Annotated in this window: 17 protein-coding genes; 13 read left to right on the top strand and 4 right to left on the bottom strand. The window is 66.9% G+C overall.

Going from position 1 to position 14,338, the window contains the following annotated elements; translation table 11 throughout:
* Positions 1-160: 160 nt before the first annotated feature.
* The 4 genes from G6N28_RS19560 to G6N28_RS19545 are packed head-to-tail and all read left to right on the top strand — an operon-like array spanning position 161 to position 3,721.
* On the top strand, positions 161-1,249 hold the full coding sequence (locus tag G6N28_RS19560) for an amidohydrolase family protein (protein ID WP_179962120.1): 1,089 nt from the start codon (positions 161-163) through the stop codon (positions 1,247-1,249).
* 27 nt (positions 1,250-1,276) lie between these two features.
* Positions 1,277-2,419, top strand: coding sequence for an amidohydrolase family protein (locus tag G6N28_RS19555; protein ID WP_163903139.1), 1,143 nt, complete (start codon positions 1,277-1,279; stop codon positions 2,417-2,419).
* A gap of 1 nt (position 2,420) precedes the next feature.
* The gene (locus tag G6N28_RS19550; RefSeq protein ID WP_163903137.1) at positions 2,421-2,813 is read left to right on the top strand and encodes a Rieske (2Fe-2S) protein; all 393 of its coding nucleotides are present in this window, start codon (positions 2,421-2,423) and stop codon (positions 2,811-2,813) included.
* A complete protein-coding gene (locus G6N28_RS19545; RefSeq protein ID WP_163903135.1) occupies positions 2,810-3,721 on the top strand; it encodes an alpha/beta fold hydrolase in 912 nt (303 codons plus the stop codon). The genes G6N28_RS19550 and G6N28_RS19545 overlap by 4 nt, the downstream gene beginning before the upstream one ends.
* Before the next feature lie 99 nt (positions 3,722-3,820).
* On the opposite strand, the gene G6N28_RS19540 is transcribed toward G6N28_RS19545, so the two are convergent.
* Positions 3,821-4,294, bottom strand: a complete 474-nt coding sequence (locus G6N28_RS19540; RefSeq protein ID WP_163903133.1) for a hypothetical protein — start codon at positions 4,292-4,294, stop codon at positions 3,821-3,823.
* A 36-nt stretch (positions 4,295-4,330) separates the two neighbouring features.
* On the opposite strand from G6N28_RS19540, the gene G6N28_RS19535 reads away from it, so the two are divergent.
* The 9 genes from G6N28_RS19535 (at position 4,331) to G6N28_RS19495 (ending at position 12,388) form a co-directional block, all read left to right on the top strand.
* On the top strand, positions 4,331-5,632 hold the full coding sequence (locus G6N28_RS19535) for an NADH-ubiquinone oxidoreductase-F iron-sulfur binding region domain-containing protein (protein WP_163903131.1): 1,302 nt from the start codon (positions 4,331-4,333) through the stop codon (positions 5,630-5,632).
* Between the two features lie 8 nt (positions 5,633-5,640).
* Positions 5,641-5,940, top strand: coding sequence for a ferredoxin (locus G6N28_RS19530; protein WP_407665018.1), 300 nt, complete (start codon positions 5,641-5,643; stop codon positions 5,938-5,940).
* On the top strand, positions 5,937-7,592 hold the full coding sequence (locus tag G6N28_RS19525; protein WP_163903127.1) for a thiolase C-terminal domain-containing protein: 1,656 nt from the start codon (positions 5,937-5,939) through the stop codon (positions 7,590-7,592). The genes G6N28_RS19530 and G6N28_RS19525 overlap by 4 nt, the downstream gene beginning before the upstream one ends.
* 41 nt (positions 7,593-7,633) lie before the next feature.
* Entirely contained in the window at positions 7,634-8,455 is an 822-nt protein-coding gene (locus G6N28_RS19520) for an alpha/beta hydrolase (RefSeq protein ID WP_163906448.1), read from the top strand.
* A complete protein-coding gene (locus tag G6N28_RS19515) occupies positions 8,455-9,273 on the top strand; it encodes an NAD(P)-dependent oxidoreductase (protein ID WP_163906446.1) in 819 nt (272 codons plus the stop codon). The genes G6N28_RS19520 and G6N28_RS19515 overlap by 1 nt, the downstream gene beginning before the upstream one ends.
* A gap of 4 nt (positions 9,274-9,277) precedes the next feature.
* On the top strand, positions 9,278-10,096 hold the full coding sequence (locus G6N28_RS19510) for an NAD(P)-dependent oxidoreductase (RefSeq protein WP_163903125.1): 819 nt from the start codon (positions 9,278-9,280) through the stop codon (positions 10,094-10,096).
* A gap of 113 nt (positions 10,097-10,209) precedes the next feature.
* Positions 10,210-11,412, top strand: coding sequence for a cytochrome P450 (locus tag G6N28_RS19505; protein WP_163903123.1), 1,203 nt, complete (start codon positions 10,210-10,212; stop codon positions 11,410-11,412).
* Entirely contained in the window at positions 11,409-11,609 is a 201-nt protein-coding gene (locus G6N28_RS19500) for a ferredoxin (protein ID WP_163903121.1), read from the top strand. The genes G6N28_RS19505 and G6N28_RS19500 overlap by 4 nt, the downstream gene beginning before the upstream one ends.
* 11 nt (positions 11,610-11,620) lie before the next feature.
* A complete protein-coding gene (locus G6N28_RS19495) occupies positions 11,621-12,388 on the top strand; it encodes an alpha/beta fold hydrolase (RefSeq protein WP_163903119.1) in 768 nt (255 codons plus the stop codon).
* Positions 12,389-12,461: 73 nt separating this feature from the next.
* On the opposite strand, the gene G6N28_RS19490 is transcribed toward G6N28_RS19495, so the two are convergent.
* Genes G6N28_RS19490 through G6N28_RS19480 form a run of 3 tightly spaced genes read right to left on the bottom strand, consistent with a single transcriptional unit; the run spans position 12,462 to position 14,264 of the window.
* The gene (locus G6N28_RS19490; RefSeq protein ID WP_163903116.1) at positions 12,462-12,749 is read right to left on the bottom strand and encodes a DUF1330 domain-containing protein; all 288 of its coding nucleotides are present in this window, start codon (positions 12,747-12,749) and stop codon (positions 12,462-12,464) included.
* 16 nt (positions 12,750-12,765) lie between these two features.
* Positions 12,766-12,957, bottom strand: coding sequence for a ferredoxin (locus tag G6N28_RS19485; protein WP_163903114.1), 192 nt, complete (start codon positions 12,955-12,957; stop codon positions 12,766-12,768).
* Complete coding sequence (locus G6N28_RS19480) at positions 12,954-14,264, bottom strand: cytochrome P450 (RefSeq protein ID WP_163903112.1); 1,311 nt, start codon at positions 14,262-14,264, stop codon at positions 12,954-12,956. Before G6N28_RS19480 ends, G6N28_RS19485 begins: the two co-directional genes overlap by 4 nt.
* Positions 14,265-14,338 lie beyond the last annotated feature (74 nt).

Below are 14,338 nucleotides of genomic sequence, written 5' to 3'. Positions count from 1 at the left end.
ACACTAAGCAACTGACCAGCGCACACTCTGACCTGCGCAGAAGTAAGCGAACCGCTGGAGAACACAATTCTTGCCTTTGAAGAACAAGGCTTTACTATGGCTGTATGCCCGGCTCCTGCACGTGCCGTCGTTCAGTCCGGGCCGAACCTCGGAGGCCTTGGTGATCGAACATCCCGACGGCGGAAAGACACCCGTCATCGATGCCAGCGTGCACATCTTCTGCAAGTCGAACAAAGACCTGCGGAGCATCCTTCGCGAGCCGTTCAAGAGCCGCGGCTTCCCCGACTACGAAATGGACTGGTACGGCGCTCCCGGTGGCGAATACGCCCCGGGGACCGAGGGGCCCGACCGCCAGTATCCAGGGTCCGACCCCGAGTTGGTCGGCAAGCATCTGTTCGACGACGGCGGCGTGGACTTCGCGGTACTGCACCCGATGACCCGGGGCATCATGCCGGACCGGCACCTGGGCACGGCGTTGGCCGCCGCCCACAACGAGATGCTGGTGACGCGTTGGCTCGAGGACAATCCGTATGCCGAGCGCTATCGCGGCACGATCAGGATCAACCCCGACGACATCGCGGGCTCGTTGCGCGAGATCGCCAAGTACAAGGATCATCCCCGCGTCGTCCAGCTCGGTGTTCCGCTGCAGTCGCGCGAGCTGTACGGCAAGCCGCAGTTCTGGCCGCTGTGGGAGGCCGCCATCGAGGCGAACCTGCCGGTCGCGGTGCACATCGAGGTCGGTGCCGGTATCGCCGCGGCGCCGACCCCGTCCGGCAACACCCGCACCTACGAGCAGTACGTCGGGTTCATGGCGCTGAACTACCTGTATCACCTGATGAACATGATCGCGGAAGGGGTATTCGAAAGGATGCCCGCGCTCAAGTTCGTCTGGGCGGACGGAGCCGCCGACCTGCTCACGCCGTTCATCTGGCGGATGGACTGCTTCGGGCGACCACATCTCGAGCAGACGCCGTGGGCGCCGAAGATGCCGAGCGATTACCTGCCCGGCCACGTCTACTTCGTCCAGGGTGCGCTCGACGGACCCGGCGACACCGAATTCGCCGGTGAGTGGTTCGGCTTCACCGGCAAGGACAACATGGTGATGTTCGGCTCCAGCTATCCACACTGGCAGCTCAACAAGCTCACGGTGCCCAGCTCGTACACCGCCGAGCAGCGCGACAAGCTGTGCTGGCGAAACGCCGCGGAACTCTATGGCATAGACGTCGAGGCCAGCGTCGGCGCAAAGTGATAGAAGACTTCTGAAGGGGAGGCCACGATGACGGTCACAGTGACAGAGCGCAAGCCGGCAGCCGAACACATCGCCGTTCGTTGTGTCGACTCCGATGTACATCCCACCCCGCGGCGCGGCGAGTTGGTCCAGTACATCCCGGAGCCCTGGCGCAGCAAGTACTTCCTGACCCGCAAGGTCGGCGAGCAGATCTACTACGACGCCCCCGACTACGCGCACTCCTACGCTATGCGTGTCGACACGTTCCCACCCGACGGCGAGTTCGCTTGCAGCGACCCCGATCTGGCGTTCAAGCAACTGATCATGGAGGCGGGCGCCGACATCGCGATCCTGGAACCCGCCGCGTACCCGGCCCGCACCCCCGAGACCCAGCACGCCATGTCCGTCGCGCTCAACGACTGGCAGGCCAACCACTGGCTCGACAGCCACAACAACTGGCACGAACGGTGGCGCGGGTCGATCTGCCTGGCGATCGAAGACCCCGAATCCAGCGCACGCGAGATCGAGCGCTGGGCCGACCACCCGTACATGGCCCAGATCCTGATCAAGGCCGAACCGCGGCCGTCATGGGGCGACCCGAAGTACGACCCGATCTGGGCCACCGCCACCAAGCACGACATCACGGTGAGCTGCCATCTGTCCCGCAGCCACCACGAAGAGCTGCCGATGCCACCGGTCGGCATGCCCAGCTACAACCACGACTTCATGGTCACCTACTCACTGCTGGCGGCCAACCAGCTGATGAGCCTGATCTTCGACGGGGTGTTCGACCGGTTCCCGACGTTGCGCATCGTGTTCGTCGAGCACGCGTTCACCTGGATCCTGCCGTTGATGTGGCGGATGGACGCCATCTACGAGGCCCGCAAGTCGTGGCTGGACATCAAGCGCAAACCATCGGAGTACGTCAAGGACCACATCAAGTTCACCACCCAGCCGCTGGACTACCCCGAGGACAAGACCGAACTGACCCGCGCGCTGCAGTGGATGGAGTGCGAGAAGATCCTGCTGTTCTCCTCGGACTACCCTCACTGGACGTTCGACGATCCGCGCTGGTTGGTCAAGCACCTGCCCCCGCATGCGCGTGAGGCCGTGATGTTCCGCAACGGGATCGCGACCTACAAGCTGCCAGAGACGGTTCCGGCCCTAGAGGGCCAGGTGCGGGTGTTCTGAGTTGAGCGACCAGAAGAAGACGCCCCGGTTGGCCCAGGGGCGTGAGCACGTCGTCGCCACGGTCGACGAGATTCCGCCTGGCACACATAAACTGGTGCCCATCGGTAGGCACGGCGTCGGTGTCTACAACGTCAACGGGACGTTCTATGCGATCGCGAACTACTGCCCGCACGAGGGCGGTCCACTGTGTTCGGGACGCCCGCGCGGCCGCAACATCGTCGACGAGAGCGTCCCGGGCGACGCGGTGATGGTCCGCGACCTCGAGTTCATCTACTGCCCGTGGCACCAGTGGGGTTTCGAACTGGCCACCGGCACCACCGCAGTCAAACCCGAATGGAGCATCCGGACCTATCCTGTCCGGGTCGTCGGCAACGAGGTACTCGTACAGGCATGACCACAACCGAAAAGCAGTCCGGCCCCAAGCTCAAGCGCGGCGAGAAGACCTTCGAGGTCAACGGCGGCAACGTCGTCTACGAGATCCTCGGCAAGGAAGGCGATTTCATCGCGTTGACACCGGGTGGCCGGTTCAGCAAGGACATCGAGGGGCTGCGACCCCTCGCCCAGCAGCTCGTCAAGGGCGGCTACCGGGTGCTGCTGTGGGACCGGCCGAACTGCGGCAAGTCCGATGTCCAGTTCTACGGCCAGAGCGAATCGCACATGCGTGCCGAGACGCTGCACGCGCTGATCACCGGGCTCGACATCGGTCCGTGCATCATCGCAGGCGGCTCGGGCGGCGCCCGCGACTCGATGCTGACCGCGATGCTTTATCCGGAGATCGTGCGAAAGCTGGTGGTGTGGAACATCGTCGGCGGTGTGTACGGGTCGTTCGTGCTGGGCTCCTACTACATCGTGCCGAGCATCCTGGCGGTTCGCGGCGCCGGCATGAAGGGCGTGATCGCCGTCGACGAATGGAAGCAGCGGATCGCGGAGAACCCCGCCAACCGCGAGCGGTTCCTCGCGATGGACCCCGACGAGTTTCTCAAGCTGATGCTGCGGTGGCTCAACGCCTTTGTGCCGAAGCCGGGTCAGACGATCCCCGGAGTCGAAGACGAGATGTTCGACAACATCAAGGTGCCGACGCTGATCATCCGCGGCGGGGAGAACGATCTGGACCACCCCAAGCGCACGTCGCTGGAGGTCCACTGCCTGATCAAGGGATCCACGCTCATCGACCCGCCGTGGCCGGAGGACGCCTGGGAGCGCGCCGGTGAAGCGCGTGCCTCCGGAAAGGTCAAGCGTTTCAATATGTTCGACACGTGGGTGCAGGCCGCACCCGCGATCCTGAAATTCCTGGACGACTAGATGACGCGCTGCAAGGTGCCCCGCCAGTGTGCGGTCTCATCCGCGCCCGGCGGCGTGTTGCGGATGAAACCGCACATCGACGCCGTCAGCGCGGCGGGGTCAGACCATGTGGATGCGCACTTCGCAGTTCAGCGACGCCTCGAGCGCGGTGTGGATGCGGCTCTCGGGCACCCGTTCCAGATCCGAACTGCGCAGCGTCACGTGCACCACGTCCCAGCCGTCCTCCCCCGGCACCCGTTCGATGTCGCCGGTGAGCCCGAACCCGGCGAGCACGCCGTGGGCGTCGGCGTCGGTGCCCCGGCTGATATAGGTCAGTACCCCGGGCACGGGTTTGGTGCCGAACGCCTTGGCGCACAGTTCAACCGCGCGCTGCTGGAGCGCGGCGGGATCCTCGCCGGCGATCAGCACCTCCACCTCACGGCGCTGCGGCGGCAGCATCGCCAGGTTGTTCTCCACCACCTCGATACCCGCCGCCGCGGCCATCTCACGGAGGCGTGCCATGCCATCGGTTAGCTGTTCCGGTGTCAGCTCGCCGGCTTTGTCGACGCCGACACGCACCACCGCGGTCCTCATGTGCGTCAGCCTAGCCGGGCCCAGGAAGGACGTGTCATGACCTCCACGACAACCGATCTCACCGTCACGGCGTGGCCGGATTGCCCGCCTCGGCTGCTGCGGCCGGGACAGGTGGCACCGGAAAGCTACGCCGAGTACACCCAGGCCGGGGGCTACCGGGAGCTGTCGGATGCCGGTGCGCTCCTGGAACAGGTCGATCTTTCGGGGCTGCTGGGCCGCGGCGGCGCGGCGTTTCCGCTCGGCACCAAGCTGCGAACGGTGCGCGACGCCGGCCTGCGCGGCTCCGAGACCGTGGTGGTGGCCAACGGCGAAGAGGGCGAACCCGCTTCGGTCAAGGACCGGTGGCTGCTGCGCTCGCGGCCGCATCTGGTGCTGGACGGGTTGCGCCTGGCCGCTGCGACGGCGGGCGCCGGGCGCGCGTACGTGTACGTGTCCGACGACAGGGCGGCGGCGGCCGTCACCGACGCGCTGACCGAGCTCGCGCCGCAGGTGTTCGGCGACACCGAGGTCACCGTGATCACCGTCGAACCGGGCTACGTCGCCGGTGAGGAAACCGCCGCCGTGCGGCGCATCAACGGCGGCCCGGCCAAGCCGACCGACAAACCGCCGCGGCCCTTCGAGGAAGGGGTGTTGGGCCTTCCGACGATGGTCAGCAACGTCGAAACGCTCGCGAACCTGCCGTTCATTCACGAGCACGGCGCCCAGCGGTTCCGCGCCGTCGGCACGCCGATGTCGCCGGGCACCTTCCTGGCGACGATCACGGGCGCAGGGCGTCCGCCCGCGCTTTACGAGATCCCGTACGGTGCATCGTTTTCCACCCTGCTCGAGGTGCATGGTGTGGACCCGGAGTCGGTGCACGGGGCGTTGATGGGCGGGTACTTCGCCGGACTGCTCAACACCGACATCCTCGACGCCACCCTCGATAACGAATCGATTCGCCGCCTCGGCGCCGGCCTGGGATGCGGTGCGATCTCGATCCTCACCGACGACTGCCCGGTCGCGGTCGCGGCGTCGGTGATGTCCTACTTCGACCGGGAGAACGCCGGCCAGTGCGGGTCATGCTTCAACGGCACGGCGGCGATGGCCGCGGTGATCTGCGCGTTGCGTGACGGTGTGGCCACCGACGACGACGTGACACGTCTGGAGCGCTGGTCGGTGGTGCTGCGCGGGCGCGGGGCGTGCGGCACGCTCGACGGTGCCACCAACATCGCCGCCAGCCTGCTACGCCAGTTCCCCCAGGTGGTCAGCCGCCATCTCGGCGACGACTGCCCGGCATGCCGAACCGCGGCGTTCACCGCCGTGCGGCCCTACGAAGTGGAGGCGGTGGCTCAGACATGAGTGACGGCTTGAGGATTCGACTCGATCGGACGTTGTGTGACGGCTTCGGTATCTGCGCCAAGCACGCACCGGACTACTTCTCGCTCGACGACTGGGGCTACGCGTCGCTGGTCGGCGACGGCACGGTACCCGAGAGGGACCGCGACGCGGTGATGCGGGCGCTGCTGGATTGCCCCGCGCACGCGATCATCTACATGGGCGAACACCGGCCATCCGAGAACCAACAGGACCGGCCCGACGTCACGGAGACACTCGAGCCGGCGCCCAAAACCGAGGACAACGAGGCGATTTCGGGGTTCGTTCGGTGACGAGGCCGCTACCTGAGCTGACCGTTCAGAACGAGTTCTTCTGGACCGCCGGCGGGGACGGGGTGCTGCGTATTCAGGAATGCCAAGACTGTCGGGCGCTGATCCATCCGCCGCAACCGGTGTGCCGGTACTGCCGCGGCCGCAACATGGGGGTTCGCGACGTATCGGGCAAGGCGACGCTGAGCGCCTTCACCGTCAACCACCGGTTCGGCTTTCCCGACCTGCCCCCTCCGTATGTGGTGGCGCAGGTCGCCGTCGTCGAGGATCCGCGAGTTCGGTTGACCACCAACATCATCGACTGCGACCCCGATGAACTGACCCTCGGCCAGACCGTCGAGGTCGACTTCCAGAAGTTCGACGACCCGGCCGGAACCGTGTGGCTGCCCGTCTTCCGGCCAACAGCGGACAAGCAGGCCGGGCCCGCCGCCGTCGACGACGTCGCACCCGAGGACGTCGGCCGTTACGTGCGCGCGCCGTTGACCACCGAGCGGTTCGAAGAGAAGTCCGCGATCACCGGCATCGGCGCGTCGCGGCTCGGGCGGCGGTTGATGGTGCCGCCATTGTCGCTGACCATCGAGGCCTGCGAGGCGGCCGTCGCCGACGCCGGGTTGACCTTCGCCGACATCGACGGCCTGTCCACGTATCCGGGGCTCGATATCGCAGGCATGGGCGAGGGCGGGGTCACCGCGCTGGAAAACGCGCTGGGGCTGCGGCCGACGTGGATCAACGGCGGCATGGACACCTTCGGGCCCGGCGGGTCGGTCATCGCCGCAATGATGGCCGTGGCCACCGGCATGGCCCGCCACGTGCTGTGCTTCCGCACGTTGTGGGAGGCGACGTTCCAGCAGCTGATGAAGGAAGGCAAGGCGGCCCCGCCTGGCGGCGCCCGCACCAACAGTTGGCAGATGCCGTTCGGGGCGATCTCGGCCGCGCACACGTTGGCACTCAACGCGCAGCGCCACTTCGACCGCTACGGCACCACGCGGGAAACGCTGGGCTGGATCGCGTTGAACCAGCGCGCGAACGCCGCGCTGAACCCGACGGCCATCTATCGCGATCCGATGACCATGGACGACTATCTGAACGCCCGGATGATCACCACACCGTTCGGGCTGTACGACTGCGACGTGCCCTGCGACGGAGCGGTCGCGGTCATCGTGTCGGCCGTCGACGCCGCAAAGGATATGCCGCACAAGCCCGTACTGTTCGAAGCCGTCGGCACGCAGATCATCGAGCGCACCGACTGGGACCAGTCCACGCTGACCCACGAACCCCAGGTTCTCGGTCAGGCGGCGCATCTGTGGACGCGTACCTCGCTGCGGCCCAAAGACGTCGATGTCGCGCAGCTGTACGACGGCTTCTCGTTCAACTGTCTGTCGTGGCTGGAGGCGCTCGGCTTCTGCGACATCGGCGAAGCCAAGGACTTCTTGGACGGCGGAAAGGCCATCGCGCGCGACGGGGTCATCCCGTTGAACACCCACGGCGGTCAGCTCTCGCACGGGCGCACCCACGGCATGGGTTTGATCCACGAGGCGGTGACCCAGTTGCGCGGTGACGGCGGTGAACGCCAGGTTCCCGGGGCCAAGGTGGCGGTGGCCAGCAGCGGCGGTCTCACCCCCAGCGGGGTCCTGCTGATGCGGACGGACACGTGAGCGCCCCGCGCCCGCGCGTGGTGCTGGTCGACGGTGTGCCCATGTCGGGCCTGGTGGCATCGGTCGACGAGCCGCGTGCGGTCGTCGTCGCGCTACACGGAGGGGCCAGCACCGCAGCGTATTTCGACTGCCCGGGCCATCCGCAGTTGTCGCTGCTGCGCGCAGGCACTTCGGCGGGCTACACGATGGTGGCGCTGGACCGACCCGGCTACGGCAGTTCGGCGCCGTACCCGGAGGCGATGGACCGGCCCGAACAGCGCGTCGCACTGGCTTACGGGGCACTCGACAAGGTTCTCGGCGATCAACCGCGCGGCGCCGGGGTTTTTCTGATGGGCCACTCGGCCGGATGCGAGCTGGCGGTGCGCATGGCCGTGGGCGGCTCCGACGTCATCGGCTTGGAGCTGGCCGGCACCGGGCTGCACTACAGCGACGTGATGGCCGACATCATGAGGGCCACGACGGCCGACCATCGGCCCGCCGGGCTGCGCGAAGTGCTCTGGCAGCCCGCGGATCTGTATCCGCCCGATGTGTTGTCGGGCATGACGAACTCCTCGGGCGGGGCGCGCTACGAGGTCGAGGTGACCAGTAGTTGGCCTCGCCATGACTTCCCCGCGCTCGCACCGCAGGTGGGCGTGCCGGTGCAGTTCAGCGTCGCGGAGTTCGAGCGGGTGTGGCGGTCGGATCGCGAGATGCTCGCGCAGATCGGTGCGATGTTCACGTCGTCGCCGCGGTTCGTGATCAACGAACAGGCCGGTACGGGGCATAACCTGTCGCTGTCGGTCAACGGCGCGGCATACCACGCAAAGGTGTTGGCCTTCGTCGAGGAATGTGTTCTTGCACAACAAGGATTGGAGACGTGTTGATGCGCGTCGGATTCATCGGGCTCGGCAGCCAGGGCGGACCCATGGCGCGGCGGATCGTCGAAGGCGGTTTCGAGACGACACTGTGGGCACGTAGGCAGACCAGCCTCGAGCCGTATGCGGACACCGCCGCCAAGACGGCGGCCTCGCCCGCCGAACTGGCCGCGGCAAGTGATCTGGTGTGCTTGTGCGTGGTCGGAGACGACGACGTCAGGGAGGTGCTGTACGGCGAGAGCGGCGTACTGGCCGGGCTGGCCTCGGGCGGCGTCGTCGCGATTCACAGCACCGTACATCCCGACACCTGCCGTGAGGTCGCCGAAAAGGCCGGCGCGCAGGGGGTTTCGGTGATCGACGCACCGGTCAGCGGCGGCGGTCCCGCGGTCGAGGAGGGCAAACTGCTGGTCATGGTCGGCGGCGAGGAGGACGTCGTCGAGCGGTGCAGGCCCGTGTTCGCGACCTACGCCGACCCGATCGTCCACCTCGGCCCGTTGGGCAGCGGTCAGGTCACCAAGATCCTCAACAACCTGCTGTTCACCGCCAACCTCGGCAGCGCGCTGAGCACCCTCGACCTCGGTGTGGCCCTGGGCATCCCCCGCGACCGGCTCGCCGAGGTGCTCAACGGCGGCTCGGCCACCAGCAAGGCGCTCGGCAGCATCTCGATGTTCGGCGGGACCGCGGAGGGGCTGGCCCCCATCGCAGGTGCGCTGCTGCAGAAGGATGTTCGGCACGCGGCCAGCATCGCCGCGCAGGCGTCGGCGCCCGAGGGGGCGGTGTTCACCGCCGCGGACGCCGCGTTGAAGTCCATGGAGTTTCCGCGATGAGCGCTTGCGCGAAGAGCAGAAGGTCCAGATGACGCGCATCGGGTTCGTCGGGGCGGGTCGAATGGGTGCGCCCATGGTGCGGCGTCTCGTCGAAGCCGGCCATCAGGTCACCGCCCTCGGCAGGACCGCCGAGAAATGCCAGGCGGTACGCGATCTCGGCGCGCACGCCGTCACCGACCTGACCGCGGTCGGTGCGGGCGCCGACGTCGTCATCGTGTGTGTGTTCACCGATGATCAGGTCCGCCAGGTCTGCACGTCGTCCGATCTGGTGTCGGCCATGCCGCCGGGGGCGCTCCTGGTCATCCACACCACCGGCAGCCCCCGCACCGCGCAGACCGTCGCCGCCGGCAACCCCGCCGTCGACGTCGTGGACGCACCCGTCAGCGGCGGCCCGCACAACATCGCCGCGGGCACACTCACCCTGTTCGTCGGCGGATCCGACGACGCGGTGGCCCGCGCCCAGCCGGTGCTGGCCAGCTACGGCGACCCGATCCTGCACGTCGGACCGCTGGGCGCCGGCCAGGGCGTCAAGCTGGTCAACAACGCCCTGTTCGCCGCCCAGATCGGCCTGCTGCGTGAGGCCGTCGCGCTAGGAGAGCGCTTCGGCGTGGACGAAAAGAACCTGCTGACGTCGCTCACGCACGGCAGCGGGGCGAGCCGGGTCGGTGAGTTCATTGCCATGCGCGGGTCGGCGGCGGCATTCGTCGACGACACGGCCGAGTTCATCGGCAAGGACGTCGAGGTGGTGCGCGAGATCGCCGCCGAACTGGGCGGTCAACTCGGCATTCTCGATGACGTCATCAACACAGGAATTCGGCAATGAGTACCGGCGATTTCGACTATGAAAGCCCTCCCGTGAGGCATACTATAGGCGTTACATAAGTGCGCCCTCGCGTAACGGAAGCGGTCGCCAGCCCCGCCGCGAAAGAGGAGACCATGACCAAGCCAAAACTGGTGTTCAACCCGGTTTCGCAGGAGTACTTCGACAACCCGTACGAGATCTACCAGCGGATGCGCGACGAAGCGCCGATCTACTACGACGAGGACGAAGACTTCTACGCGTTGACCCGACACGCCGACGTGGCCGCGGCGCTCAAAGACCACGAGGCGTTCTCCTCGACGCGCGGCTGCGACCTCGCGATGGTGCGTTCCGAGGAGGGCCCGCAGAAGTCGATCATCTTCATGGACCCGCCGGAACACCGGCACATGCGCAGCCTGCTCAACAAGGCGTTCACCCCGCGGGCCATCCAGTCCCAGCGCGAGACGATCATCGAACTCGTCGAGCATTATCTGTCCAAGGTCGATCCCGACAACTTCGATGTGGTGCAGGACTTCTCCGGTCCGTTCCCGGTCGAGGTGATCACCCGGATGGCCGGGGTGCCCGAGGAGTTCCGCCAGAAGGTCCGGCACTGGATCGACATCAGCCTGCAACGCAAGCCCGGCCAGATCGAGTTGTCCGAAGAGAACATGCAGGCCAACATCGACTCGGGCATGTACTACTACGGCCTCGTTCAGGAACGGCGGGAGAACCCGCAGGACGACATGATCGGCCGCCTCATCCGCGCGGAGATCCCCGGTGAGAACGGCGAGCTGCGCAAGCTCGACGACCTGGAGATCACGGGATTCCTCGCGCTGCTGGGCGGCGCGGGCGCGGAGACCGTCACCAAGCTGGTCGGCAGCGCGGTGGTGGAGTTCGCCCGTCACCCCGAGCAGTGGCAGATGCTGCTCGACGACCGCAGCCTGGTGCCCGCCGCCGTCGAGGAGTTGCTGCGCTACGTCGGGCCGGTGCAGTACAACGTGCGCTACACGTTGAAAGAGGCCGAGGTGCCCAGCGGCACGATCCCGGCACACAAGCCGGTGTTCCTCATGAAGGCCGCGGCCAACCGCGACCCCCGCGCCTTCGACGACGCCGAGACGTTCGACATCAGCCGCGACCGCACCCAGTCGCCGCACCTCGGCCTCGGATACGGCATCCACAGCTGCCTGGGCGCGGCGCTGGCCCGGCTGGAGACCACGATCGCACTCGAGCACCTGCTCGACTTCATGCCGCGCTACGAGGTCGACTTCGGCGGGTTGGAACGCGTGCACATGCAGAACGTCGCCGGATACCACCGCGTGCCTGTGAGGGTGCTGAAGTGAGCCAGAAAATCGTCGTCGACTTCGGCCTGTGTGAGGCGAACGGCGTCTGCATGGGCATCATCCCGGAGGTGTTCGACCTCGACGAGCAAGATTATCTGCACGTGTTACAGGAAGAAGTGACCCCGGAGAACGAGCAGCAGGTCAAGGAAGCCGTCCGGCAATGTCCGCGGCAGGCCATCTCCATCGTCGACGAGTGACGCACGCCTAGATGCGTTTCGTCTTCGTGCACGGCGGTTTTCACGCCGCGTGGTGCTGGCAACCCACGATCGCCGAACTGCAGTCGATGGGCCATGACGGCGTCGCCGTCGACCTGCCGGGGCACGGCGCGCGGATCGACGAGGAGTCGACGTTGGCCAACCGCCGCGACGCGATCGTCGCCGCGCTGCAACCCGGAGACGTCCTCGTCGGGCATTCCGGCGGCGGGTTCGACGCCACCTTGGCCGCCGACGCCGCGCCGGATCTCGTCGGCCACATCACCTACCTCGCGGCGGCGCTGCCGCGTGAAGGCCGCACCTATCCCGAGGCGATGGTGATGCGCGACGCCGACGACGTCCCCACCGATGAGTTCGATGCCGATACTGGAAAGATGTTGGGCTACTTGAAGTTCGACGACGACGGCGCGATGTGGTTCGCCGATTTCGAGGGTGCCCGGGAGTACTTCTACCACGACTGCGACGAGGCCACCGCCCGCTGGGCGTTCGAGCGCCTCGGCCCCGAGCGGTTCGGCGACACGACGGTGACGCCGGTGTCGGTGCCCGACTACTGGGCCGCCGACCTCCCGCGCAGCTTCATCCGCTGCCTTCAGGATCGGTCGATGCCGCGGTGGCTGGCCGATACGGTGACCCAGCGCCTCGGCGTCGAACAGTTGACCATCGACACGTCGCATTCGCCGTTTCTGAGCCGCCCGCGCGAGCTGGCCGAGTTACTGGTGCACGCCACCACGACGACACCCGTCGGCCCGCTACAGCCGCGCTGACATCCCCGCGAAATAGCATTCCAGGTCGCTGATCGGGCGAATTTACTGCCCGGAATGCTATTTCGCCGCAAACTCAGCCAATGCCATGCAGGATGATGCCGTTGCAGTCCGCCGCGGCCTGACGCAACTTCACCGCGGCCTGGTAGGCATCGGAGTTGTACCAGTCCTTGGCCGCCTGCTCGGACTCGAACTCCAGCAGCACCGTCTGCGTACCGTGCCAGGTGCCCTCGATCACCTCGACCTTCTGGTCGAACGCCAACACCGTCGCGCCGGCCATCGCCTGGCTGGCCAGCTTGCCGTACTCCGCCATCCCGGCCGGATCCTTGACGTCCTCGGTGATGAGGATGTACGCCTTGGGCATCGATTCTCCTTGGGTTTCAGTCGATTTGGCTGATGGCTTGTTCCGGGCAGTTGGCGATCGCCTCCTTGGCCGACTCCTCGAGCCCGGCGGGTACCTCCGACGGGTCGGCGACCGCGTAGCCGTCGTCGTGCATCTGAAACACCTCGGGGCACAACGTCAGGCACATCCCGTGGCCGCGGCAGCGGTCCTCGTCGACGGTGACCTTCATCGGGCTGACGCCTTCTCCGGGCCATCCACCACATCGAACTCCAGATGCAACTCGGTGAGCCCACGCAGTATGTAGGTCGGAATGTATTGGTAGCGACGGTCTCCGGGCGGGCCGTGGTGCGCCTCGCTGATCCGGATCTCCGACGTGCGATCCAGCAGCCGCTCGAGCCCGACGCGGGTCTCCGCGCGGGCCAGCGGCGCACCCGGGCAGCTGTGGATGCCGCGGCCGAACGCCAGGTGTTGGCGGGCGTTCTTGCGCTCCGGGTCGAAGCGGTCCGGGTCCTCGAAGCGGCGCGGATCGCGGTTGGCCGCGCCGTTGATCACCATCACCGTGCACCCGGCGCCGAACGGTTGGTCGCCGACGGTGGTCGGCACCCGCGACAGCCGGAAGTCGCCCTTGACCGGGCTCTCGATGCGTAGGCACTCCTCGATGAAGTTCGGCAGCAGGCTGCGGTCGTCGCGCAACCTGCGCTGGATGTCGGGGTTGTCCCCGATCACCTTCAGCGCCGTGCTCAGCAGCCGCACCGTGGTTTCCTGGCCGGCCGAGAACACGTTGGTGGCCACCCGCACGACGTCGCCGACCTCGGGCACCGTGCCGTCCGGGAACGTCGCCGTCGCCAACCCGGTCAGCACGTCGTCGCGGGGCTCGCGGCGACGGTCCTCGACGTAGTCGGCGAACACGTCGTAGAGGTATTCCAGCGGCGTTTTGGCCAGGGTCTTTTCGGCGTTGCCCAGCCCGCTGCCGTGGGTGCCGCGCGCAAGCCGCTCGAGAAGCTCTGGGCGGTCCTCGGCGGGCACGCCGAGCAGGTCGGCGATGACGCGAAGGGTGAACGGACCGGCGAACCCCTTGATGAACTCGCCCTGTCCCGGCGCCAAAAAGTCGTCGAGGATGTCGTCGGCGAGCTGCCACATCGCGTCCTCGTTCTCCTTGAGGCGCTTGGGCGTGATCAGCCGCATCAGCAGCGCACGGTGGTTGGTGTGCGTCGGGGGGTCCAGCGTCGGCAGCTGATCGCTGAACGGGATCTCGTCGCGGTGTTTCTCGATGAGCGCGGTGAGGTCCTCGTTCTCGCGGCCCTCCAGCGACACCGGAAACCCGGGGAACGGCCCGGTCACCGAGATGCACGAGGAGAACGACTCCGCGTCGTTGTAGATGTCGACGGCTTCCTGCCATCCGGTCACCATCGTGACGCCGTAGTGGTCCTCGCGGGTGACCGGGCACTTGTCACGCAGTGCCGCGTAGAACGGGTACGGGTCGTCTGTCAGGCGACCGTCCCGGAAGAAGTCGACCGCGGTGAGGTCCTCCGCCATGCGCTGCTCCGTTTCACACGATTTCTGCCTTGGAGAACGTGATTCTCGCCAGGTAAGTATTAGATTTCCATAGC

It is taken from the genome of Mycolicibacterium pulveris (genome assembly GCF_010725725.1).
GTDB classification, from domain to species: domain Bacteria; phylum Actinomycetota; class Actinomycetes; order Mycobacteriales; family Mycobacteriaceae; genus Mycobacterium; species Mycobacterium pulveris.
This window is presented reverse-complemented; position numbering and strand designations above follow the sequence as displayed.

Bases quoted from the DNA above. Each gene is read 5' to 3' on its own strand.
- G6N28_RS19555 (WP_163903139.1), top strand. From the start codon at position 1,277: ATGACGGTCACAGTGACAGAGCGCAAGCCGGCAGCCGAACACATCGCC.
- G6N28_RS19545 (WP_163903135.1), top strand. From the start codon at position 2,810: ATGACCACAACCGAAAAGCAGTCCGGCCCCAAGCTCAAGCGCGGCGAG.
- G6N28_RS19540 (WP_163903133.1), bottom strand. From the start codon at position 4,294: ATGAGGACCGCGGTGGTGCGTGTCGGCGTCGACAAAGCCGGCGAGCTG.
- G6N28_RS19535 (WP_163903131.1), top strand. From the start codon at position 4,331: ATGACCTCCACGACAACCGATCTCACCGTCACGGCGTGGCCGGATTGC.
- G6N28_RS19520 (WP_163906448.1), top strand. From the start codon at position 7,634: ATGTCGGGCCTGGTGGCATCGGTCGACGAGCCGCGTGCGGTCGTCGTC.
- G6N28_RS19515 (WP_163906446.1), top strand. From the start codon at position 8,455: ATGCGCGTCGGATTCATCGGGCTCGGCAGCCAGGGCGGACCCATGGCG.
- G6N28_RS19505 (WP_163903123.1), top strand. From the start codon at position 10,210: ATGACCAAGCCAAAACTGGTGTTCAACCCGGTTTCGCAGGAGTACTTC.
- G6N28_RS19495 (WP_163903119.1), top strand. From the start codon at position 11,621: ATGCGTTTCGTCTTCGTGCACGGCGGTTTTCACGCCGCGTGGTGCTGG.
- G6N28_RS19490 (WP_163903116.1), bottom strand. From the start codon at position 12,749: ATGCCCAAGGCGTACATCCTCATCACCGAGGACGTCAAGGATCCGGCC.
- G6N28_RS19485 (WP_163903114.1), bottom strand. From the start codon at position 12,957: ATGAAGGTCACCGTCGACGAGGACCGCTGCCGCGGCCACGGGATGTGC.
- G6N28_RS19480 (WP_163903112.1), bottom strand. From the start codon at position 14,264: ATGGCGGAGGACCTCACCGCGGTCGACTTCTTCCGGGACGGTCGCCTG.